This window comes from Flavobacterium silvisoli, assembly GCF_004329815.1.
GTDB classification, from domain to species: Bacteria; Bacteroidota; Bacteroidia; order Flavobacteriales; family Flavobacteriaceae; genus Flavobacterium; species Flavobacterium silvisoli.
The window spans coordinates 139,459-160,692 of record NZ_SJPE01000003.1; the positions used below are offsets into that span (position 1 = coordinate 139,459).

A 21,234-nucleotide genomic window follows, 5' to 3' on the forward strand; every position below is an offset into this window, starting at 1 on the left:
TTGATTGCTCAGAACGACTTTTTTTGTACTTTATTTTTCTATTTTTATACAATGAATAAAGATTCCTTCCGACAAGAGATTATTACGTTTTTTGAATGCATCGACAAATATTACGGCTCTAAAACCGAAATAACCGAAGGTTTGTGCACTGATGCACAAGCATCAGATGCTAATTTGACGACTTGGAATTTATCCGAATTTGAATTAATTCGCTCCGCATACCGTACTGCAGGCGAAAAATTTATGATTGAAGGCCGCAATATGTATTACGAAATTTCAGCCGACCGAATTGCTAATTTCAAACAACTGGGCCGCAACGAATTTGAATTTATAGAACAATACAGCGAAACCGTCTTTCGGATTACCAAAATCCGATTTCACTACAAATATTAAACCTCAACAGTTAAAAACTCCATACGAACGGCTCCGTCCTCATCAATTTTGGTCAAATTGATAGCATGCAGGGTGTTGACCAATTCAGGATTCCATGGTGTTTTTACTTTTACATAATTTTCAGTAAATCCGTAAATGTAACCTTCTTTGTTTTCACCTTCAAAAAGGACGGTTCTGTTGCTGCCGATTTGACTCTCATAAAAAGCCCGACGTTTTTTAACCGACAATCCACGAAGCATTTTACTTCTTTTATTACGCACATTCATGGGTACTACATCCTGCATTATTGCAGCCTCGGTGTTATCTCTTTCGGAATACGTAAAAACGTGTAAATAAGAGATATCCAGTTCGTTCAGAAAATTATACGTTTCCAAAAAATGTTCGTCCGTTTCTCCCGGAAAGCCCACAATCACGTCCACCCCAATACAGGCATGCGGCATTACTTCGCGAATTTTGGAAACACGGTCGGTATAAACCTCTCGCAGATAACGGCGTTTCATTTTTTTCAAAATCTCATTGCTCCCGCTTTGCAACGGAATATGGAAATGCGGTACAAAAGTTCGGCTTTGGGACACAAACTCTATGGTTTCGTTTTTAAGCAAATTGGGTTCAATAGAAGAAATGCGCAAGCGCTCAATTCCTTCAACCTCGTCTAATGCTTTTACTAAATCCAGAAAAGTGTGTTCGTGTTTTTTGTTTCCGAACTCTCCTTTCCCGTAATCGCCAATATTTACACCTGTTAAGACAATTTCTTTGATGCCTTGTTTGGAAATATCAGCCGCATTTTTCAGCACATTTTCTAATGCATCACTTCTTGAAATCCCTCTTGCTAATGGAATTGTACAATAGGTACATTTATAATCACAACCGTCCTGCACTTTCAAAAAAGCACGGGTTCTGTCGCCTATAGAATAACTGCCAACGTAAAAATCAGCCTCCTCAATTTCGCAGGAATGTACTTCGCCCATATCATTTTTGGACAAATCATTAATATAATCGGTGATTTTGAATTTCTCTGTAGCTCCTAACACCAAATCGACGCCGTCAACGGCAGCCAATTCTTCGGGTTTTAATTGTGCATAACAACCAACCGCTGCAACGAAAGCTTTTTCGTTGAGCTTCATGGCTTTCTTTACGATTTGCTTGAATTGTTTGTCGGCATTCTCTGTAACCGAACAGGTATTGATGACATAAATATCGGCGACTTCTTCAAAGTCGACTCTGTCAAATCCTTCGTCCTGAAAATTTCGGGCGATGGTCGATGTTTCTGAAAAGTTCAGCTTACATCCCAGCGTGTAGAACGCCACTTTTTTTCTTTGTTCCATAAGTTATCTCAATTAATGAAATCGTTGTCAAAAATTGAGGGTGCAAATTTAAGTCATTTATTTGATTTTGAGAAAAGCATGTTTAAAATAAAAAAGGCGCGAATGATTTTATCATTCGCGCCTTTTTTATACTACATTTTTTGGTGCCAACATATTCTCCGGATTGAGAATATCGTCAAGTTGTTCTTTGGTCAATATATTATGCTCTAAAACCAAATGATAAACACTGCGACCTGTTTCTAGTGCTTCTTTTGCAATTTTAGTACTGTTTTTATAACCAATATATGGATTTAGAGCCGTTACAATACCGATACTATTTATAACCATTTCGTAACAATGCTCGACATTTGCCGTAATACCATCAATACATTTCATTCGTAAAGTATCCATTCCATTAATGAGTAATTGCATTGATTCTAGAATAGAAAAAGTCAAAACTGGCTCCATAACATTAAGTTGTAATTGTCCGGCCTCAGCAGCCATAGTGACTGTTAAATCATTTCCAATTACACGATAACAAATTTGATTCATAACTTCAGGAATTACGGGATTAACTTTTCCTGGCATGATAGACGATCCGGGTTGCATTGCCGGAAGATTAATTTCATTGAAACCACATCGTGGTCCTGAAGACAATAATCTTAAATCATTACAAATTTTTGAAATTTTAATAGCCATACGTTTCAATGCAGATGAATAAATTACATATGAACCTGTATCCGGCGTGGCTTCAATTAAATTTGGAGCTGAAACAAATGCCAAGCCTGTAATTTTTTTTAGGTTTTCTGCACAAAGTTTCGCATAACCGGGCGCAGCATTAATACCTGTTCCGATAGCGGTAGCACCCATATTGATTTCTAAAAAAAGATTTGAATTTTGAGTTAGTCGCTCTATTTCTTCTTCTAAATTAGCTGCAAAAGCTTCAAATTCTTGCCCTAATGTCATGGGAACTGCATCTTGCAATTGCGTACGACCCATTTTTAAAACATTTTTAAACTCTACACCTTTTTTTCTGAACGAATCTATTAATGGAGATAAATGTTGAATTAATACAGCTTTAGAATTAATTATTCCTAATTTTATTGCTGTTGGGTAAGCGTCATTTGTAGATTGTGATAAATTAACATGATCGTTTGGCGAGCAATATTGATAGTCGCCTTTTTGATATCCCATAAGTTCAAGTGCTCGGTTAGCTAAAACTTCATTGATATTCATATTTGTTGATGTTCCTGCTCCACCTTGAATCATATCTACAGGAAATTCTTTATCAAATTTTCCTTCAACAACTTCTTTCGCAGCTGCAACTATAGCTGTTTTTAATTTCTCATCTAATAAACCTAACTCAAAGTTGGTTTCAGCTGCTGCCCATTTGACATAAGCCAATGCTTTTATAAACTCCGGAAATTGATATAATTTTATTCCTGAAATATTGAAATTATCAATGGCTCTTTGAGTTTGAATGCCGTAATAGACATCTACGGGAACTTCTAAATCACCTAACAAATCATTTTCTATTCTATACATTTTTTCATTTGGTTTAAATAATTTACCATGTAAAGGTAATTTATTATTTAGCCAAAAAAAATGAGCAACTGTTAATTCTTTCGCAATAAAAAACCCGTAAAAAAAATCATTTTTACGGGTTTTTAGTTTTCAATTCATTGTTATTCTTTTCTATATTTTTGGGTCACTTCGAAAACGTGTTCTAAGATTTTAGCATCCTGTTCCGAAAATTCCACTTGACGTCTTGCCATCACAATTTTAGCTGTTTGAAAAGCTTTGGAAGTCAAATACGTTGTAAATCCTGAAGCACCACCCCAAGAAAAACTCGGCACAAAATTGCGCGGAAATCCGGCACCGAAAATATTAGCGGAAACACCCACTACAGTCCCGGTATTGAACATAGTATTGATACCACACTTACTATGATCTCCCATCATGAGTCCGCAAAATTGGAGACCGGTTTTGGCAAAACCTTCGGTTTCATAACTCCACAAACGCACTTCTTCGTAGTTGTTTTTTAAATTAGAGTTATTACTGTCGGCTCCAATATTGCACCATTCGCCCAAAACAGAATTACCCAAAAACCCGTCATGTCCTTTATTGGAGTACCCCATTAAAACTGAGTTATTTACTTCTCCTCCAATCACCGAATGAGGTCCTACCGTAGTAGCACCGTAGACTTTAGTAGCCAGTTTCACCCTTCCCGATTCACACAAAGCAAAAGGACCACGAATCACGGAACCCTCCATGATTTCGGCATTTTTTCCAATGTAGATTGGGCCGGTAGAGGCGTTTAACGTAACAAACTCGAGTTTAGCGCCTTCCTCAATAAAAATATTTTCCGGAGCAATAACGTTCACGCTTTTAGGTATCGGTTGCGAATGTCTGCCTTCGGTAATTAATTCGAAATCTTCGCGCAAAGCGGCATCGTTTTTGGCAAAAATATCCCAAGTGTGTTCTATTTTTAAACCATCTTCCTGATAGTCTATTATTTCATAACTATCAAAATCAACTTCGTCTTGTGTATCATTGGTGTAAAACGCAATCACCTCTTCTCCTTTGAAAATAGCCTGATTTTTTTCTAAACTTTTGACCATTTCGGCTAAAACATCATTGGGCAGAAACGCAGCATTAATCATAACGTTCTCCTCCATTTCAACCATGGGGAATTTTTCGGAAAGGTATTCTTCGGTTAATGTTGTGGTGGTGTACCCCAAATATTTTTCCCATTTTTCGCGTATGGTCAAAATTCCGATGCGGATATCAGCAACAGGTCGTGTGAAAGTAAAAGGCAATAAGGCATTGCGAACGGTTCCGTCAAAAAGTATGTAGTTCATGTGTTATTGATTTGAGACCAGACATTGTCCTGTCTTTGCTTTGTAATAATTGGCTAATTTAAATAAAAAAACCACTCACTTTCGTGAATGGTCTTTCTAAAATTTGAACACTATAACTATTACTTAGCGTGTTTAGCGTATTTGGTTTTGAATTTATCAATACGTCCTGCAGTATCGATAAGTTTAGATTTACCTGTGTAAAAAGGGTGAGACGTTCTTGAAATCTCCATTTTGTAAACTGGATATTCAACACCTTCATGCATAATCGTTTCTTTAGTTTCTACAGTAGATTTAGTGATGAACACATCTTCATTTGACATGTCTTTGAAAGCAACTAATCTGTAATTTTCCGGGTGGATTCCTTTTTTCATGATAAATCTTGTTATGGTTTTGAAGTAGTTTCGTTTTGAAGCTTCTGACTGAGAAGGTATAAACTGGCTACAACTTTTAATTAATTCTTTTTTAATTTGAGTGTGCAAAAATACAACTATTTTTCAAAAATCAAATCAATCTGTAACTTTTTTTAAATGTTACCCACTTAATATTGAGTAATAACGGAATTACTTATATTTGTTAAATAATTAAAACCAAAAAATCATGAACGAAATCATTAAGAAAAATGCTGTTACCTACGGTCTTATTTTGGGCCTAATCTCAATTGTATCCACAACCCTTCTTTATGTTATTGACATGAAGCTGTTTATGAATTGGTGGATAGGCGGAATTAGTCTTCTGATTAACATTACTATCGGTGTGCTATTGGTTACAAAAACCAAGAGTCAAATGAATAACATCATCAGTTTCAAAGAAGCATTTTCAGTGTATTTCATATCAGGAGTATTGGGCAGTACAGTTTCTGCATTGTACAATTACATTTTATTCAATTTCATCGATCCTCAAGCCAAAGAAACGCTGAAAGAAATGACTATTAAATATACGGTTGAAATGATGCAAAAATTCGGCACACCTACCGAGGTATTGAACCAAACTATAGCCGAAATGCAAAAAGCTGACAACTACTCGCTGGGCAACATATTCATGGGACTTTTAACGATGTATATTGTTGTTGCAATTTTTGGTTTAATTTTGGCAGCCATTTTCAAAACAAAATCGAATCAAGGATTATAAATGAATCTATCCATCATAATTCCGCTTCTTAATGAGCAGGAATCTCTACCCGAATTACACCAATGGATTGTCAAAGTCATGACAACCCACCAGTACAGTTATGAAGTTATTTTTATAGATGACGGCAGTACCGATGATTCGTGGACAATTATTGAAAAACTCTCGCACGAAAACCCTAATGTAAAAGGCATTCGTTTCATGAGAAACTTTGGTAAATCTCAAGCCTTACATGCTGGTTTTGCCAAAGCCCAAGGCGATGTCATTATCACTATGGATGCCGATTTACAGGACAGTCCGGATGAGATTCCGGATTTGTACAACATGATTGTGAACCAAAATTTCGATTTGGTTTCGGGCTGGAAAAAGAAACGCTACGACAATGCGGTAACCAAAAACCTGCCTTCTAAATTATTCAATTGGGCCGCTCGTAAAACTTCGGGGGTCCATCTGAATGACTTTAACTGCGGATTAAAAGCCTACAAAAAAGTGGTCATCAAAAACATTGAGGTTTCGGGCGAAATGCACCGGTACATTCCTGTATTGGCCAAAAATGCGGGCTTTGCAAAAATCGGCGAAAAAGTAGTCATTCATCAGGCTCGGAAGTATGGCGAATCTAAATTCGGCATAAGCCGTTTCATCAATGGGTTTCTTGATCTGATTACCATTTGGTTTTTATCCAAATACGGCAAACGACCCATGCACCTTTTCGGAGCGCTTGGTGTGGTGATGTTCATCATCGGATTTCTTTCAACCTTTTTGATTATAGGTATTAAGCTTTTGAAATTATTTGCCTTCCATCAACAAACTATTTTAGTGGCGCAAAACCCACTGTTTTACATTGCGCTAACCGCCATGATTATTGGCTCACAATTATTTTTAGCAGGCTTTTTGGGCGAAATTATTTTGCGCACCAAAAACAATGAAGAACGCTATAAAATTGCTAACGAAGTGAATTTGTAATTCATCTTCTCACCATTCAGATTAAAAAAAATTACAATGCATATTGAACAAAATATATTAGATAAAGTAAACGAATGGCTTACGCCAACTTTTGACAACGATACTCAGGATAAAATTAAAGTGATGATGACTTCTTCTCCTAAAGATTTGGAGGAGAGTTTCTATAAAAACTTAGAATTCGGAACCGGCGGTATGCGTGGCATTATGGGCGTGGGTACTAATCGCATTAACAAATACACTTTGGGTAAAAACACTCAGGGTTTATCTGATTATTTAAAAAAATCATTTCCGAGCGAAAACCTAAAAGTGGTTATTGCTTACGATTGTCGCCACAACAGTGACACCCTGGCAAAAGTTGTAGCCGATGTGTTTTCGGCCAACGGAATAAAAGTGTTTCTGTTTTCCGAAATGCGCCCTACACCGGAATTGTCTTTTGCAGTAAAACATCTTAACTGTCATGCCGGGATTGTCTTAACCGCTTCACACAACCCGCCGGAATACAATGGTTATAAAGTATACTGGCAGGATGGCGGTCAATTGGTTCCGCCACAAGATGGTGAAATCATCCAGGTCATTGAAAATTTAAAATACAGCGAAATCAAGTTTGAATCAAATGAAGATTTAATCGAATATATTGATGCGGACATAGATGCTGCTTTTGTTGATTCAACAGTAAAAAATGCCAGTTTCAACACATCGGCAGCTGCTCGTCAAAACCTGAAAATTGCCTACACTTCCTTACACGGAACGTCAATCAAAATGGTTCCTAAAGTATTGGAAGCCGCCGGTTATACTGACATCAATATTGTTCCGGAACAAGCTGAACCCAATGGTAATTTCCCGACGGTAATTTCTCCAAACCCAGAAGAACCGGAAGCACTGACCATGGCTTTGGCTTTGGCCGATAAGATTAATGCCGATATTGTTTTTGGCACCGACCCCGACAGCGACCGTTTAGGCGTTGCTGTACGCGACAACAACAGTAAAATGATTTTGCTTAACGGAAACCAAACCATGGCGATAATGACGCATTATCTTTTGGAACAATGGCGCAAAGCAGGCAAACTAAACGGCAAACAATTCATCGGCTCTACTATTGTATCGACCCCAATGATGCTCGAATTGGCTTCGGCTTATAACGTAGAATGCAAAGTGGGTTTGACCGGCTTCAAATGGATTGCCAAATTCATCAAAGATTTCCCTGATTTACAATTTATTGGCGGAGGTGAAGAAAGTTTTGGTTTTATGGTAGGTGATGCCGTTCGCGATAAAGATGCGGTCGGAGCGATTTTGCTGATGTGCGAAATTGCCGCACAGGCCAAAGAAAAAGGCGGTTCTGTCTATCAAGAATTACAACAAATGTTTGTTGATTTTGGTTTTTACAAAGAACACCTGATTTCAATAACTAAAAAAGGAATAGAGGGAGCCAATCAAATCAAACAAATGATGATTGATATGAGAGAAAAACCTGTTTCTGAAATCAATGGACAACGGGTAATTATGGTTGAAGATTATCAAAACTCTACTGCCCGAAATTTATTGACTAATGAATTGGAAACTTTGTCGGTCCCAAAATCAGACGTATTGATTTATTACTTAGAAGACGGATCAAAAATCTGTGCCCGCCCGAGCGGAACGGAACCCAAAATAAAATTCTATTTCAGTGTTAATGTAGCTATCGAAAGTATGGATGAAATTCCGGCTGCAGAAAAACAGCTGGATATCAAAATCAAAAATATAATTTCTGAAATGCAGTTGAACTAATGAGTAGTTTTAAGAAAATACTTCCCTTTATCAAGCCGTACAAAAAGTACGCGTACCTGAACATCTTTTTCAACATCTTGTATGCCTTGTTCAGCACGTTGTCGTTTATGGCTTTGATTCCGATGATGCAGGTATTGTTTGACCAAACCAAACGCAATACCGTTAAACCTGTTTTTCAGGATATCGCTCATTTCAAACATTATTTGGAAGATTTTCTGAGCTACTACATCACAACCACTACGGATGAAAAAGGAGTCAGCTTCACGTTGGCTGTCATGGTTGCCATCATTATTTCAATCTTTTTACTGAAGAATCTAAGCGATTATTTTGCGATGTTTTTCATCAACTTTTTGCGAAACGGCATCATGCGCGATTTGCGAAATGCGATTTACAAAAAAACACTCGAATTGCCACATTCTTTTTTTTCCGAAAAGCGAAAAGGCGACTTAATCTCACGGATTTCGGGGGATGCCAACGAAGTACAAACCTCGATGTTGTCAATGCTGGAACTGATTGTCAAAGAACCTCTGACGATTATTTTTACCATCATCATGATGTTTACCATCAGTGTAAAATTGACAGTATTTGTATTTATTTTCATCCCGGTTTCCGGATATATTATTTCACTGATTGGAAAACAATTAAAACGAAAATCAACCCGCATGCAGGAAGAACAAGGAACTTTTCTTTCTACCATCGAAGAAACCTTGGGTGGATTAAAAGTCGTTAAAAGTTATAATGCTGAAAACTATTTCAACAAAGTTTTTCAAGGATCAACCAACCGTTTTTTTAACCTGTCGGTCAACATCGGAAACCGTCAAAACCTGGCTTCACCTGTGAGTGAGTTCATGGGAATTATGGTCATTGCTATTTTACTCTGGTATGGCGGAAATATGGTTTTAATCGAGAAAACTCTGAATGGGGCGGCTTTTATTGCCTACATGGGATTGGCGTACAACATTCTTACTCCGGCCAAATCTATCTCAAAAGCCTCATACAGTGTCAAAAGAGGAAATGCTGCGGTAGAACGTATTTTTGAAATATTGGAACAGGAAAATCCAATTGTCAATAAAGAAAATGCCATTAAAAAAGAAACCGTAGAAAGCGGAATTTCAATTGAAAACATTGACTTCCGTTATGAGGAAGAAAATGTACTCAAAAAATTCTCATTACACATCCCGAAAGGAAAAACGGTAGCATTAGTAGGGCAATCCGGAAGCGGAAAAAGTACCATTGCTAATTTGCTTACGCGTTTTTACGATGTAAATGAGGGACAAATCAAAATAGACAACACCGACATCAGAGACATCGATATCAAATCCTTACGCACCATGATGGGATTGGTAACCCAAGATTCGATATTGTTTAATGATACGGTTAAGGCCAATATTGCATTAGGCAAACAAGACGCTAGCGACGAAGAAGTGATTGAAGCATTGAAAATTGCCAATGCCTACGAATTTGTCAAAGATTTACCCGAAGGCATTTACACTAATGTAGGTGATAGCGGCAACAAACTTTCGGGCGGACAAAAACAACGATTATCCATTGCTCGTGCCGTGCTGAAAAACCCACCGATCATGATTCTGGACGAAGCTACTTCGGCTTTGGATACAGAAAGTGAAAGACTGGTACAGCAAGCTTTAGAAAACATGATGCAAAACCGAACCTCAGTAGTCATTGCCCACCGACTCTCTACCATTCAAAAAGCAGACGTGATAGTGGTTATGCAAAAAGGTGAAATTGTAGAGCAAGGAACTCATGAAACACTTTTGGCCAAAAACGGTATGTATTCTAAATTGGTTTCTATGCAATCTTTTGAATAATGTACCTGCATAATCCAAATATCAAATTGCCTGAAGATCCCGATACGGTGGTTTGGAAATACTTGGATTTGTCTAAATTCCTGGATTTACTGCTTTCTAAGAAGTTATTCCTCTCGCGCTCCGACAAGTTTGAAGATCAATTCGAAGGTACGTTCAGCGAACCGACTTATGAAGAAATCAAAAAACTGTCCGAAAACAATCCGGAATTTTTAGCCTATTACAAAACGCATCGTGAGAAAGTAGTGGTGAGCAGTTGGCACATCAACGAATACGAATCATTTGCCATGTGGCAAATTTTCACCCAAAACAGTGAAGGTTTAGCTATTCAATCTACCATAGGCCGTTTGCAGAAAGCACTTGAGGCTGAGAAAGAGTTTCAACAATACATAGGCGAAGTCAATTATATCGACTACAAAAAAGAATACATCCCCTTTGATGATATGTTTTTCCCCTTTTTGTTTAAACGAAAAAGTTTTCAGTACGAACGCGAAGTGCGTATCATTGCTGATATTTCTTCTGAAAATATTAAAATCAATGACGGACTAAAAATTGATGTTGACATCAACCAATTGATTGAAAAAATATACATCCATCCCAAATCAGAAAACTGGTATAAACGTCTGGTAATCGAGTTGGTGTCTAAGTTGGGTTTTGATTTTGAGATTGAGAAATCAGACTTAGAAAGTGATATCCTGATTTAAATAGGTCTGTATTCCTGTACTTTCCAATCTTTATCGAACAAATTAACAAAGCGGTACTGCATCTTGTCTTCGGCATCAAATTCTCCGTTTTTATTGGTATCTTCAATGACTCTGAAGTAAAGCAATTGTTTTGACTCTATGATTTTCCAATCCACCAATTCCTGAAAATCAGCCGATAGTTTGGTGAATTTTTGTCCCGAAACAGTACTGATGTATAAAGATTTGATATCGCTTGAATCTAATTTCCCATCTTTGTTAGTATCCATATCCGCCAAAGAATAAATCATCAATTGCTGTTTTGTTTTGTCGGCAAAAGTCTTCAGGTAGGTAGCCGTTTCTATTAAAACCGGTTTATCGGTCAAAGCATAAATGGTATCCTTCCCTATCTCCTGAAACATGAGGTTTTTTAAGTAACCTGTAATTTGATATTCGCCATAATTGGAAACTGTAAAACTTTCACCTGATTCTGCAGAAGATTTAAATCCTTTACTTCTCCCAGATACAATTCCCACCGGATGAATTAAATACTGGGTTCCTTCCATATTTACCGGCAAATCCGCTATCAGAATCTGATTAGTATCCGCAGGTATTTCGGGTTTTATTTTGGAAGCTGCATCATAAATTACTTTAGGTTTCTCCTCTTCTTGTTTTTTGCAACTTACAAAAAACACAACAAGCATCACAGACAGATAAGACAGGTATTTTTTCATGGCTATCGAATTGAACACTCAAAAATAGTGATTTATTTTTACAGTTTGGCTGTCAATTTTACATTGAACACTCGGGTAGTCATGTAATTTGGTATTCCGTATTGATTTTTGGTATACACATCACGCACCCAGGTATTGGTTATGGCATTCTGATTGTTGAACAAGTTAAAAATCTCAAATCCAACAGATAAATCCTGGAATTTCTTTAACCAATGTCCGTCCGGTCTTTCGTTGTTTCTTTCGGTCAAAACATATGAAAACCCAACATCAGCACGACGGTAATCACGCAAACGATTTTGGTAATCGTAAGCATCCGCATACGACGGTGAACCACCCGGTAAACCTGTGTTGTATACCAAATTCAAATACAATTTCATGTTAGGTATGTTGGGCATATAATCCTGAAATAAAATCCCAAACTTCAGTCTTTGATCGGTTGGTCGGGCAATATACCCGCGATTGTTTTGATTTTCTTCGGTTTTCATATATCCGAAACTCAACCATGACTCGGTACCAGGAACGAATTCTCCGTTCAATCTCATATCTAAACCGTATGCATAAGCGGTGGCATCGTTATTAGCTCTGTAACGAATGCGTACATTTTCCAAAGTATAAGTATTAACATCTGTCATCGACTTGTAATAAGCCTCGGTGACCAACTTAAACGGTCGGTTGTTCATCTTAAAGTTGTAATCGTTACTCAACACATAATGCACCGATTGTTGAGCTTTAACATTCGGATTAACTACACCGTCCTCGTCTCGTAGTTCGCGATAAAATGGCGGTTGATGATAAAGACCTACTGCAAATCGGAATAACATATCTTTTTCCCAATCGGGTTTTAAGGTGAGTTGCAATCTCGGGCTGATTACGGTCTGCATTTTCCCTCCTGCAACGCCATCGGCAGAAACTTTCCAACTGTGAAAACGAGAACCTGCTGTAATCCACAGTTGATTTTCTCCCAATTTGGTTTTGGTACTCCATTGTGCGTAACCTGAGAGTCGATTGATGTCAACAAAATTGGTTGCTCTCACGTTTTGGTAAGGCACCAACGGCCCCACATAGGAGCTCGACGGCTGATTATTCGGAACATGAAATTGTGGTGGATTGATAGAAAAACCGGCTGAATCAATAACTTCCCATTCTACAATTCGGTCACGGAAATTTTCACGGGTGTATTTAAATCCCCAATCAATTTGATGTTTTTTATTATTGATTTGATGTGTCCCCTTAATTTCAGCATTGACAATCAAAGCATCCAAATCATTACGAGCATGGTTCAACTGGCTTCCTATTCCCTGATTATACTTTACCTCACCCAAAGTTTCCGAACCAATATTGGTATCTACTTCGCCTAAATAATAAGCCGCGAGAATATCATAATACTCCTGTTCCTGTGTGTGGTATATAGAAGTAATCAACTTGTAGGTATTATTTTCATTGGCTGAAAAAGTAGTTTTGAAAGCACCAAACAACGTTTGATACTTGTCGTTTTCCTGCCCTTCATAAAAAACCTGCAAGGCTATCGGCTCATCAATTGTCCCGAAATTGGTTTGTCGGGTCAGCGGTTGGTAATTGTATTTGTTTTGCGAAGCATTTCCCAAGAAACTGAATTGCCATCTTTTATTCGGGCTGAAATTGACATTGGTTTGCACATCAATAAAAGTGGGTCTGAAGTTGGTTTGTGTTTCCTGACTGTTCACCAAAAGCGAATTATCCCGGTAGCGAATTCCGGTGATGGCCGACCATTTTTTGTTTTTTGAAATCCCTTCCCCGGTTAAACTTCCGCCTAAAAAACTGGCTTCGGCAGTTAGGCCGTATTTCGTAGGTTTTCTGTAAGTTATATCTAATACCGAAGACAATTTATCTCCGTATTTTGCCTGAAATCCACCGGCAGAAAAATCTATATTTTGGACCATATCCGTATTGGTAAAACTCAATCCTTCCTGTTGTCCGGAACGAATTAAGAACGGACGGTAAACTTCTATCTCATTCACATACACCAGATTTTCATCGTAATTTCCACCACGAACATTGTAGCCTGAGCTTAACTCATTATTCGCATTTACTCCGGCAAAAGTTTTTAAAACGCTTTCCACACCTGGCATGGCACTGGTATTTCTGCGAACTGTTTCAGGAGACAAGGTGGTGATTCCCTGCACTTGTTTCCGGTTGTTGGTAATGACCACATCATTCAGCTGTTCCGCCTTATCGCTCATCACCACATGAAATTCAAAATTTTCTCCCGGTTTGAGTTGTAAAGTGGCCGTAATATTTTTGAGGGCAATATGTGTAAAAACCAATACCACTTTTTGATTGGCAGGGACGCTGATTTGGTAGAATCCATTTTTATCGGTAGTAGCCGATTTGGTTTGGTAACTAACATTGACACCGGCAACCGGCTTGTTGTTTTCGTCAAGAACTACTCCGGCCACTTTGGCGGTTTGATTTTGTGTAAAAGCAACTATACTGACGAGTAGAAAAAAAAGCGTGAAAAGTGATTTATTTGTTCTCAAACTGTATGATTAAGGTTTTTGACTTCTGAAAAATTGAGTTTCAAAGATAGTAGAATTTCCAACATTATCAGTAACTGTGATTTTTAAATCGTTTTTGCCCTCAGCTACTATTCCGTCCGAAAAACGGTGAATCAGTTTTTTGGTTTTGGATTCATACTCCAATAAAATCCATTTTCCGTTCAAATACCCGTCATAGCCTTTAATTCCTGAGAGATCATCAGAGATAGTGAATTGCAATTCATTTAAATTACTAATCCATTTTCCTCCTATCCTCTTATCGCTTTTTATTTTAGGAGGCATTCCGTCTCTGAGCAATTTATAATCGCCCAAGTATTTGGTGTAAATCGTAAACGAATTATCATAGCGTTTAGTATTATAGAAATACGTTTTTTTTCCGTCAACAAGCCCTATGAACAGTTTATCCCGCTCTCTTTGGGGAGTAATGCTGTCTTCAAACGTGATTGAAAAGTTGGCAAAAGCAGGCATCACATCTTCATGAACTTTCGCTAAACCGTTTTTCACTTCAAAATCCATGTAAAAATCTTCCAAAAACGTGTTGGCCGGTATTGAAACTGTAACATTTTCTAAAGCGAAAATATTGTCTCTTCCGGCTTGGATAAAATATTTAGATGTTATCGGCACCTCACTGATTTTTGCCGGTAAATTTGAATATTTAATGGGAATAAAAATTTTGGAGATGTTCTCACTGTAATCAGCTACTTCTATCCGGTAAGACTGCGAAATATTGTTAGCCACATTGATAACTCCGTTACTCGCTCCGGGCCTGATAATACTCAACGGATACGGCTTTTTCATGAATAATTTTTGCACGCGCTGTCCCAGTTTTTTATACCGTCCGTAATCAATGAGCGCATTAACATAGCGTGTTTCATCGAAGGCAAATGTATCAAACTGATACCCAAAATCGATCTTGCCGTTCAGAAATGTTTGTACTCTGAAAATACCGTTCGAGTTCCACGACACATTATCATAATCAATGGCAGTAATCCCGAAACCAATATTTCCAGTGGCATTTATGGTTTCTGCAATATAACTTCCGTCATCCTGCAAAGACAAATTGACCGAAATGGGTCTTTTGGATTGGTTGACAACTGCATTTTCATCCAAAGGGTAAACCCACAAACTGTTGATAAGAGGACGTTTGTCATCGGGTATTAAAATATCGTACCCAAAATACAACGGATTGATGATTTTTTCGCTTTGGGTATCCCGAATTTCAAAATGCAAATGCGGCCCGTCAGAACCACCGGTGTTCCCCGAAATTGCAATAACATCGCCTTTTTTCACCATCAAATCGCCGGAACTCAGAGAAACATCAATTTCATACGATTTGGCTTTGTACTGCTCTTTTTTGATTCTCTTTTCAAGCTCTCCGAATCCCGATTGTAAATGTCCGTATACCGAAGTAAAGCCGTTAGGATGTGTGATATAAATAGCCTTTCCGTATCCGATTTCGGAAATTTTAATCCGAGAAACATATCCGTCAGCTACAGCATAAACGCTGAATCCTTCTTTTTGTTGCGTTTTGAAATCGAAACCCGAATGAATGTGATTGGAACGCAATTCTCCAAAATTTCCGGACAACTGCAACGGAATATCCAAGGGTGAGCCGAAATAATCTTTCGGATATTGAGTTTGCCCCGATGCGAAGCAGACCATTAGTAAAAAGAACCAAAAAAATTTCATAAAAAAAACTTGATACGCTAAGATACAAAAAAGTGCGTAAAAAATTACAATCGCATTATGTTTTTGTAACTCGTTAAAAAACAAAATATTATAATATCGACTTAAAAAAGAAATAAATAATTGACAAAACTATTGTGCAAACAAAATAGAATCCTAACTTTGTAAAGTAAGTAATGAACAAGGTATTTCATGAGTGAAATTGCAGAAATAATTGATTCTCTTGAAAATAGAATTCAAAAACTTTTTATGAAAATAGAGAGTTTAGAGAAAAATTCTATCGAGTTAAAAGCAGAATTAAACAAAGCTGCAGCATTAATTCAATCACAATCGGGCGAAATTATCGCATTAAAATCGGAATGTGATTCACTCAAAATGGCAAATTCATTACTGGGCGGTGAAGAAAACAATCGAGATACGAAGCTTAAAATAAATTCATTAATTCGCGAGATAGACTACTGTATTGCACAGTTATCAGACTAAAGAGCATGGAGGATAAGCTTAAAATAAAATTATCAATTGCCGACAGAGTTTATCCGTTAACGGTAGACATGTCTCAGGAAGAAGGACTGAGAAGCGCTTCCAAGAAGATTGATGCTATGATTAAGCAATTCGAAGAGAACTATGCAGTTCGCGACAAGCAAGATGTACTGGCCATGTGTGCGTTACAATTTGCTTCGCAAATAGAACAAAAACAAGTCGAAAATTCCATTGATGGTACAGCCACATTGGAACGACTGAAAAAAATTAATGATTTATTATTCGATTATCTCGAAAAAAAATAACGTTCTTTACATAGATTACAATACCGCCTACATTAGTTTTTAATTGGTAAACTCAACACTAACAAATTAGAATGAGCCAGTCATCGTTACTAAAGCATGCCGTTTTTATCACGGATCCTTGACCAACGAGTTAGCTCAAAACTTGTCTTTACGAGTTTATGCATTCACCTAATGTAGGCTTTTTTTATATATAAACTTTAACAACAAAATGGGAACTGTACTAATTATAATTGCGTTAATCGCAGGAATTGGAGGAGGTTTTGGGATAGCTAAATATCTCGAAAAAAACAATGTCTCCAACATGATTAAAAATGCCAAAAAAGAAGCTTCTACAATCTTGAGAGACGCTAACGTTGAGGCCGAAAACATTAAGAAAGACAAACTGCTTCAGGCAAAGGAGAAGTTTTTGGAATTAAAATCGGAACACGAAAAAGAGATTTTAAACAAAGACAAAAAAATTGCCGAAGTTGAAAAAAGAATCAGAGACAAGGAATCTCAGGTTTCAAGTGAACTGGCAAAAGCCAAAAAAGTAAACGATGATTTTGAAGCCAAAACCAAAGAATACAACTCTAAGATAGAGCTGTTAGACAAGAAGCATCAGGAACTTGAAAAATTACACAAAAGCCAGGTAGAGCAATTGGAAGTGATTTCTGGGCTTTCTGCGGAAGACGCCAGAGAGCAATTGATAGAAAGCTTAAAAGCAGAGGCCAAAACTAAAGCTATGTCCCATATTCAGGACACTATAGAAGAAGCCAAACTAACCGCACAGCAAGAAGCTAAGAAAGTCATCATCAACACCATTCAGCGCGTTGGAACCGAGGAAGCCGTCGAAAATTGTGTCTCTGTTTTCAACATTGAATCTGACGATGTCAAAGGAAGAATCATTGGTCGTGAAGGTAGAAACATCAGAGCTTTAGAAGCTGCCACCGGCGTTGAAATTATTGTAGACGACACGCCTGAAGCCATCATCCTATCTTGTTTTGATCCGGTTAGAAGAGAAATTGCCCGCTTATCATTACACAAATTGGTAACTGACGGTAGAATCCACCCGGCTAGAATTGAAGAAGTGGTTGCTAAAACCACCAAACAAATAGAAGACGAAATCATTGAAGTAGGAAAACGCACGGTAATCGACCTAGGAATTCACGGTTTACACCCTGAACTGATTAAAGTGGTCGGAAGAATGAAATACCGCTCATCTTACGGACAAAATCTATTACAACACTCCAGAGAGGTTGCCAAACTTTGCGGAATCATGGCTGCTGAATTGGGCTTGAATGTTAAATTAGCCAAAAGAGCCGGATTACTTCACGACATCGGTAAAGTGCCGGATACTGAAAGTGATTTACCACACGCTTTATTGGGAATGCAATGGGCTGAGAAATATGGTGAAAAAGAAGAAGTATGCAATGCTATCGGAGCGCACCACGACGAAATTGAAATGAAATATTTAATTTCTCCTATCATCCAGGTTTGTGATGCTATATCCGGAGCAAGACCGGGCGCCAGACGCCAAGTATTGGATTCGTACATTCAACGTTTGAAAGATTTAGAAAATATCGCTTTTGGCTTCAACGGAGTTAAAAACGCATACGCTATCCAGGCGGGACGTGAACTTCGCGTAATTGTAGAAAGCGAAAAAGTAAGCGATGAAAATGCAGCTACATTATCTTTCGAAATTTCACAAAAAATCCAAACGGAGATGACATATCCGGGACAAGTTAAAATTACTGTAATTCGTGAGACCAGAGCGGTAAACATTGCAAAATAAAGCGAAGTAACTTTTTAAATAAAAAAGGCGATCAAATTGATCGCCTTTTTTATATGGAGAATATTGCTTTTAAAGCGTCAACCGTAACCGGTTTTAAATAATAATCTTTTACTTCTTCTTTAAACTCTTTTGCTTTGTCCTTATCCACCGTATTGTCGGAAGAACTGATAATGTAAATAATAATCTCTTTCTCGATTTTATCTTTAAGCAGTCTGAACTCTTCTAAAAACTGCCATCCGTCAAGTATAGGCATGTTGATGTCTAACAAAATCAAATCAGGAAGAGATTCCCTATTGTCAATTTTAGTTTTAATGCCTTCAATAGCAAGCAAACCGTTTTCAAAAAAAAGCGGGTTGACATCTATATTATTGCAAGCTAATAACTTCTTGATAAGAAAGTGGTAAATCTTATCATCATCTACGACAAAAACGTCATTGAATTTCATTTTTGAAAAGAGATTTGGGTTTACTTTTTATTTAAAACTGTCGCTAATGTAATTAAAATTAAACAAACTTACTTTTTTCTGGGATGAAATGTGTGCATGATTTGTGTTAAATGTTTACGATCCAAATGCACGTATATTTCGGTGGTAGTAATCGATTCGTGCCCCAGCATCAATTGAATGGAACGCAAATCAGCACCGTTCTCAAGCAAATGTGTTGCAAAAGAATGCCTTAGTGTGTGAGGACTTATATTTTTTTTCAAATTAATCTTTACCGCCAAGGTTTTGATAATGGTAAAAATCATCGCTCTGGTGAGTTGTTTCCCACGACGGTTTAAAAACAAGGTATCTTCAAAACCCTTTGCAATCGTTAAATGGGACCTGATTTCATTTTTATACAATTCAATGTATTTCTGAGTGGCAGTGGCTACCGGAACAAATCGCTGTTTATTTCCTTTACCCGTAATTTTTATAAAACCTTCTTCAAAAAACAAATCCGATATTTTAAGATTGATGACTTCAGAAACCCTGAGCCCGCAACCATAAAGTGTTTCCAAAATTGCCCGGTTTCGTTCCCCTTCAGGTGTCGACAAATCAATAGCTGCAATAAGATTATCAATATCCTCAACAGACAGAGTATCTGGAAGTTTTCGTCCTATTCTAGGAGCTTCTATTAACTCCATAGGGTTATCAGTTCTGAAATCTTCAAAAACCAAATACGAAAAAAAACTCTTCAACCCCGAAATAATACGAGCTTGGGAGCGGGCATTCACTTCTTTGGAAACCGAATAAATAAATTCCTGTATAGTCTCATCACTGATTTCTTCGGGGGAAACATTGATATCATTTTGAGCCAAAAAACTACACAATCGCTCCAAGTCAAACGTATAATTGGCCAGCGTATTCTTTGACAGACCGCGTTCGATTTTTAAATACGATTGAAAGTTTTTGATATAACTATTCCAGTTCATCTGACAAAGAAACAAAATGATACGCAATAAAAAAACCACGCCATTGGCGTGGTTAAATTTAAAATCTATCCAAAAGATTAGAATCTGTATCCTAAACCAATATTGAACGAGTTCTGAGTTATTTTTGCAGTTTCTAAACCAGAACCTGAAGGAAAATCATTAAGATCAGACAAACCTAAATTATATCTTGCGTCAAAAAACAATCCGGACGGCAACTCATAGGCAGCACCAAATCCTAAGGCAAAATCCATCGATTTCAAGTAATCTTTTGCATCACCACCTCCTGCAACAAAAGCGATTTCTGGTCCGGCGTGCAAACTAAATGCGTCTGCTACGTAAAATTTTGCCAGAACAGGAATTCTGATAAAATTCAAATCAAACTCCTTCTCACCATTTCCCTCCATAGTATACAACAACTCAGGCTGCACATGAAACTTTTCTGAAATGGTAAAATCTACCAAACCTCCTAAGTAGAAGCCTGTTCTTGGATCTCCATCATTAGCATCTGCACCATAATTAGCTGAAACTAAACCTCCTTTGATACCATATCTCATATCTTCAGAAGCTCCTTTTTTTTGCGCATTGGCAAAAGCTGCAGTTAACACCACTGCCATTGTTAAAATAATTTTTTTCATGATTTGTTATTTTAAAATTAGTATAACAAAAATATTATTTACAAAATGGCATACAAATTTTCTGGTAAAAATCCGATTAAACGCAAAAAAAACCGCGTCAATGACGCGGTTTAGATTTTTTGGTTCTACAAAATTATAGTTTGTAGATTAAACCGAATGATGCAGCATTGAAGAAGTTATTGAAAACATTAACATTCAAGTCTGTATTAGTTTGTTTAGCATCACCAGCTTTTTGGTTTTGGTAAGACAATACATTTGCAAGACCAAAATCGATAGCTAATTTAGGAGTAACGAAATAGTTGATTCCTAAACCACCTCTGATACCAAAAGTATTAGTTTTATCAGCACCAGTATCTGGATCTGAACTACCAATGTTGATTCCGAAGTTAGTGAAAGTTTTGAATCTTTCTCCTAGGTTTAAGAAGTAATATCTACCTCCTAAGTTTACGTCAAATGAATTTGGTTTGTTAACACCGTTATCTACAGTAGTGTAATCTAAACCTAAAGTAACTGCGAAGTTATCAGAAATGAAATAACCAGCTTCAGGAGCGAAAGTAGTACTTGTAGTTTTAACAACATCGTCATCTTCGCTTGAGTAAGAAATTCTACCACCTAAGTAGATATCTCCTTTACCAAAACCGAATGAGCTTTCTTTTTTGTCTTGAGCGTTAGCAAACGATAAAGCGAATACTGCAGCTACTGTTAAAATAATTTTTTTCATGTTTGTTTAATTTTAAAATTAATATAGCAAAAGTATAAGTAT

The 21,234-nt window shown here is 37.3% G+C and carries 20 protein-coding genes and 1 other RNA gene; 10 read left to right on the top strand and 11 right to left on the bottom strand.

The window, feature by feature from the left end; translation table 11 throughout:
• The first annotated feature begins 51 nt into the window (after nucleotides 1-51).
• Entirely contained in the window at nucleotides 52-393 is a 342-nt protein-coding gene (locus EZL74_RS04285) for a hypothetical protein (protein ID WP_131475359.1), read from the top strand.
• Here EZL74_RS04285 and mtaB read toward each other — a convergent pair.
• The 4 genes from mtaB to EZL74_RS04305 form a co-directional block, all read right to left on the bottom strand.
• Nucleotides 390-1,718 carry a tRNA (N(6)-L-threonylcarbamoyladenosine(37)-C(2))-methylthiotransferase MtaB gene (gene mtaB / locus EZL74_RS04290; protein ID WP_131475360.1) on the bottom strand — a complete coding sequence of 443 codons (1,329 nt, stop codon included), beginning with the start codon at nucleotides 1,716-1,718 and terminating at the stop codon, nucleotides 390-392. The two genes, EZL74_RS04285 and mtaB, sit on opposite strands and share 4 nt — an antisense overlap.
• 126 nt (nucleotides 1,719-1,844) lie before the next feature.
• Nucleotides 1,845-3,242, bottom strand: a complete 1,398-nt coding sequence (gene aspA / locus EZL74_RS04295) for an aspartate ammonia-lyase (protein ID WP_131475361.1) — start codon at nucleotides 3,240-3,242, stop codon at nucleotides 1,845-1,847.
• Between the two features lie 140 nt (nucleotides 3,243-3,382).
• The gene (locus EZL74_RS04300; RefSeq protein ID WP_131475362.1) at nucleotides 3,383-4,558 is read right to left on the bottom strand and encodes a GlmU family protein; all 1,176 of its coding nucleotides are present in this window, start codon (nucleotides 4,556-4,558) and stop codon (nucleotides 3,383-3,385) included.
• A 119-nt stretch (nucleotides 4,559-4,677) separates the two neighbouring features.
• Nucleotides 4,678-4,929 carry a type B 50S ribosomal protein L31 gene (locus EZL74_RS04305; protein ID WP_131475427.1) on the bottom strand — a complete coding sequence of 84 codons (252 nt, stop codon included), beginning with the start codon at nucleotides 4,927-4,929 and terminating at the stop codon, nucleotides 4,678-4,680.
• A gap of 226 nt (nucleotides 4,930-5,155) precedes the next feature.
• Here EZL74_RS04305 and EZL74_RS04310 point away from each other — a divergent pair, with 226 nt between their 5' ends.
• The 5 genes from EZL74_RS04310 to EZL74_RS04330 are packed head-to-tail and all read left to right on the top strand — an operon-like array spanning nucleotide 5,156 to nucleotide 10,937.
• A complete protein-coding gene (locus EZL74_RS04310; RefSeq protein ID WP_131475363.1) occupies nucleotides 5,156-5,686 on the top strand; it encodes a DUF4199 domain-containing protein in 531 nt (176 codons plus the stop codon).
• Complete coding sequence (locus EZL74_RS04315) at nucleotides 5,687-6,646, top strand: glycosyltransferase family 2 protein (protein ID WP_131475364.1); 960 nt, start codon at nucleotides 5,687-5,689, stop codon at nucleotides 6,644-6,646.
• 36 nt (nucleotides 6,647-6,682) lie between these two features.
• Nucleotides 6,683-8,410, top strand: a complete 1,728-nt coding sequence (locus EZL74_RS04320) for a phospho-sugar mutase (protein WP_131475365.1) — start codon at nucleotides 6,683-6,685, stop codon at nucleotides 8,408-8,410.
• Nucleotides 8,410-10,236: an ABC transporter ATP-binding protein gene (locus EZL74_RS04325; RefSeq protein WP_131475366.1), complete on the top strand. Its 1,827-nt coding sequence runs from the start codon at nucleotides 8,410-8,412 to the stop codon at nucleotides 10,234-10,236. The genes EZL74_RS04320 and EZL74_RS04325 overlap by 1 nt, the downstream gene beginning before the upstream one ends.
• Nucleotides 10,236-10,937: a DUF2971 domain-containing protein gene (locus EZL74_RS04330; protein WP_131475367.1), complete on the top strand. Its 702-nt coding sequence runs from the start codon at nucleotides 10,236-10,238 to the stop codon at nucleotides 10,935-10,937. Before EZL74_RS04325 ends, EZL74_RS04330 begins: the two co-directional genes overlap by 1 nt.
• Here the strand turns inward: EZL74_RS04330 and EZL74_RS04335 are convergent.
• From EZL74_RS04335 to EZL74_RS04345, 3 genes are read right to left on the bottom strand one after another with little or no spacing between them, the layout of a single operon-like run.
• The gene (locus tag EZL74_RS04335) at nucleotides 10,934-11,647 is read right to left on the bottom strand and encodes a hypothetical protein (RefSeq protein ID WP_131475368.1); all 714 of its coding nucleotides are present in this window, start codon (nucleotides 11,645-11,647) and stop codon (nucleotides 10,934-10,936) included. The genes EZL74_RS04330 and EZL74_RS04335 overlap by 4 nt on opposite strands.
• A 38-nt stretch (nucleotides 11,648-11,685) precedes the next feature.
• Nucleotides 11,686-14,163: a TonB-dependent receptor gene (locus tag EZL74_RS04340; protein WP_131475369.1), complete on the bottom strand. Its 2,478-nt coding sequence runs from the start codon at nucleotides 14,161-14,163 to the stop codon at nucleotides 11,686-11,688.
• Nucleotides 14,164-14,172: 9 nt separating this feature from the next.
• Nucleotides 14,173-15,870 carry a M23 family metallopeptidase gene (locus tag EZL74_RS04345; RefSeq protein ID WP_131475370.1) on the bottom strand — a complete coding sequence of 566 codons (1,698 nt, stop codon included), beginning with the start codon at nucleotides 15,868-15,870 and terminating at the stop codon, nucleotides 14,173-14,175.
• A gap of 189 nt (nucleotides 15,871-16,059) precedes the next feature.
• On the opposite strand from EZL74_RS04345, the gene EZL74_RS04350 reads away from it, so the two are divergent.
• The 4 genes from EZL74_RS04350 to rny all read left to right on the top strand — a co-directional run bounded on the left by EZL74_RS04350 (nucleotide 16,060) and on the right by rny (nucleotide 18,423).
• Nucleotides 16,060-16,350: a hypothetical protein gene (locus EZL74_RS04350; protein WP_131475371.1), complete on the top strand. Its 291-nt coding sequence runs from the start codon at nucleotides 16,060-16,062 to the stop codon at nucleotides 16,348-16,350.
• Nucleotides 16,351-16,355: 5 nt separating this feature from the next.
• Nucleotides 16,356-16,652: a cell division protein ZapA gene (locus EZL74_RS04355; RefSeq protein ID WP_131475372.1), complete on the top strand. Its 297-nt coding sequence runs from the start codon at nucleotides 16,356-16,358 to the stop codon at nucleotides 16,650-16,652.
• 50 nt (nucleotides 16,653-16,702) lie between these two features.
• Nucleotides 16,703-16,810, top strand: a non-coding RNA gene (ssrS, locus tag EZL74_RS04360) — 6S RNA.
• 50 nt (nucleotides 16,811-16,860) lie between these two features.
• Entirely contained in the window at nucleotides 16,861-18,423 is a 1,563-nt protein-coding gene (gene rny, locus EZL74_RS04365) for a ribonuclease Y (RefSeq protein WP_131475373.1), read from the top strand.
• A gap of 49 nt (nucleotides 18,424-18,472) precedes the next feature.
• Here rny and EZL74_RS04370 read toward each other — a convergent pair whose 3' ends face one another.
• From EZL74_RS04370 to EZL74_RS04385, 4 genes are all read right to left on the bottom strand, one after another.
• Nucleotides 18,473-18,868 (bottom strand): response regulator, encoded by a 396-nt coding sequence (locus EZL74_RS04370; RefSeq protein WP_131475374.1) that lies wholly within the window; start codon nucleotides 18,866-18,868, stop codon nucleotides 18,473-18,475.
• Between the two features lie 68 nt (nucleotides 18,869-18,936).
• Nucleotides 18,937-19,836 (bottom strand): site-specific tyrosine recombinase XerD, encoded by a 900-nt coding sequence (gene xerD, locus EZL74_RS04375; protein ID WP_131475375.1) that lies wholly within the window; start codon nucleotides 19,834-19,836, stop codon nucleotides 18,937-18,939.
• A 77-nt stretch (nucleotides 19,837-19,913) separates the two neighbouring features.
• Nucleotides 19,914-20,471, bottom strand: coding sequence for a porin family protein (locus EZL74_RS04380; RefSeq protein WP_131475376.1), 558 nt, complete (start codon nucleotides 20,469-20,471; stop codon nucleotides 19,914-19,916).
• A 133-nt stretch (nucleotides 20,472-20,604) separates the two neighbouring features.
• Nucleotides 20,605-21,192 carry an outer membrane beta-barrel protein gene (locus EZL74_RS04385; RefSeq protein WP_131475377.1) on the bottom strand — a complete coding sequence of 196 codons (588 nt, stop codon included), beginning with the start codon at nucleotides 21,190-21,192 and terminating at the stop codon, nucleotides 20,605-20,607.
• Nucleotides 21,193-21,234 lie beyond the last annotated feature (42 nt).

Bases quoted from the DNA above. Each gene is read 5' to 3' on its own strand.
- EZL74_RS04285 (WP_131475359.1), top strand. From the start codon at position 52: ATGAATAAAGATTCCTTCCGACAAGAGATTATTACGTTTTTTGAATGC.
- mtaB (WP_131475360.1), bottom strand. From the start codon at position 1,718: ATGGAACAAAGAAAAAAAGTGGCGTTCTACACGCTGGGATGTAAGCTG.
- aspA (WP_131475361.1), bottom strand. From the start codon at position 3,242: ATGTATAGAATAGAAAATGATTTGTTAGGTGATTTAGAAGTTCCCGTA.
- EZL74_RS04300 (WP_131475362.1), bottom strand. From the start codon at position 4,558: ATGAACTACATACTTTTTGACGGAACCGTTCGCAATGCCTTATTGCCT.
- EZL74_RS04305 (WP_131475427.1), bottom strand. From the start codon at position 4,929: ATGAAAAAAGGAATCCACCCGGAAAATTACAGATTAGTTGCTTTCAAA.
- EZL74_RS04310 (WP_131475363.1), top strand. From the start codon at position 5,156: ATGAACGAAATCATTAAGAAAAATGCTGTTACCTACGGTCTTATTTTG.
- EZL74_RS04315 (WP_131475364.1), top strand. From the start codon at position 5,687: ATGAATCTATCCATCATAATTCCGCTTCTTAATGAGCAGGAATCTCTA.
- EZL74_RS04320 (WP_131475365.1), top strand. From the start codon at position 6,683: ATGCATATTGAACAAAATATATTAGATAAAGTAAACGAATGGCTTACG.
- EZL74_RS04325 (WP_131475366.1), top strand. From the start codon at position 8,410: ATGAGTAGTTTTAAGAAAATACTTCCCTTTATCAAGCCGTACAAAAAG.
- EZL74_RS04330 (WP_131475367.1), top strand. From the start codon at position 10,236: ATGTACCTGCATAATCCAAATATCAAATTGCCTGAAGATCCCGATACG.
- EZL74_RS04335 (WP_131475368.1), bottom strand. From the start codon at position 11,647: ATGAAAAAATACCTGTCTTATCTGTCTGTGATGCTTGTTGTGTTTTTT.
- EZL74_RS04345 (WP_131475370.1), bottom strand. From the start codon at position 15,870: ATGAAATTTTTTTGGTTCTTTTTACTAATGGTCTGCTTCGCATCGGGG.
- EZL74_RS04350 (WP_131475371.1), top strand. From the start codon at position 16,060: ATGAGTGAAATTGCAGAAATAATTGATTCTCTTGAAAATAGAATTCAA.
- EZL74_RS04355 (WP_131475372.1), top strand. From the start codon at position 16,356: ATGGAGGATAAGCTTAAAATAAAATTATCAATTGCCGACAGAGTTTAT.
- rny (WP_131475373.1), top strand. From the start codon at position 16,861: ATGGGAACTGTACTAATTATAATTGCGTTAATCGCAGGAATTGGAGGA.
- EZL74_RS04370 (WP_131475374.1), bottom strand. From the start codon at position 18,868: ATGAAATTCAATGACGTTTTTGTCGTAGATGATGATAAGATTTACCAC.
- xerD (WP_131475375.1), bottom strand. From the start codon at position 19,836: ATGAACTGGAATAGTTATATCAAAAACTTTCAATCGTATTTAAAAATC.
- EZL74_RS04380 (WP_131475376.1), bottom strand. From the start codon at position 20,471: ATGAAAAAAATTATTTTAACAATGGCAGTGGTGTTAACTGCAGCTTTT.
- EZL74_RS04385 (WP_131475377.1), bottom strand. From the start codon at position 21,192: ATGAAAAAAATTATTTTAACAGTAGCTGCAGTATTCGCTTTATCGTTT.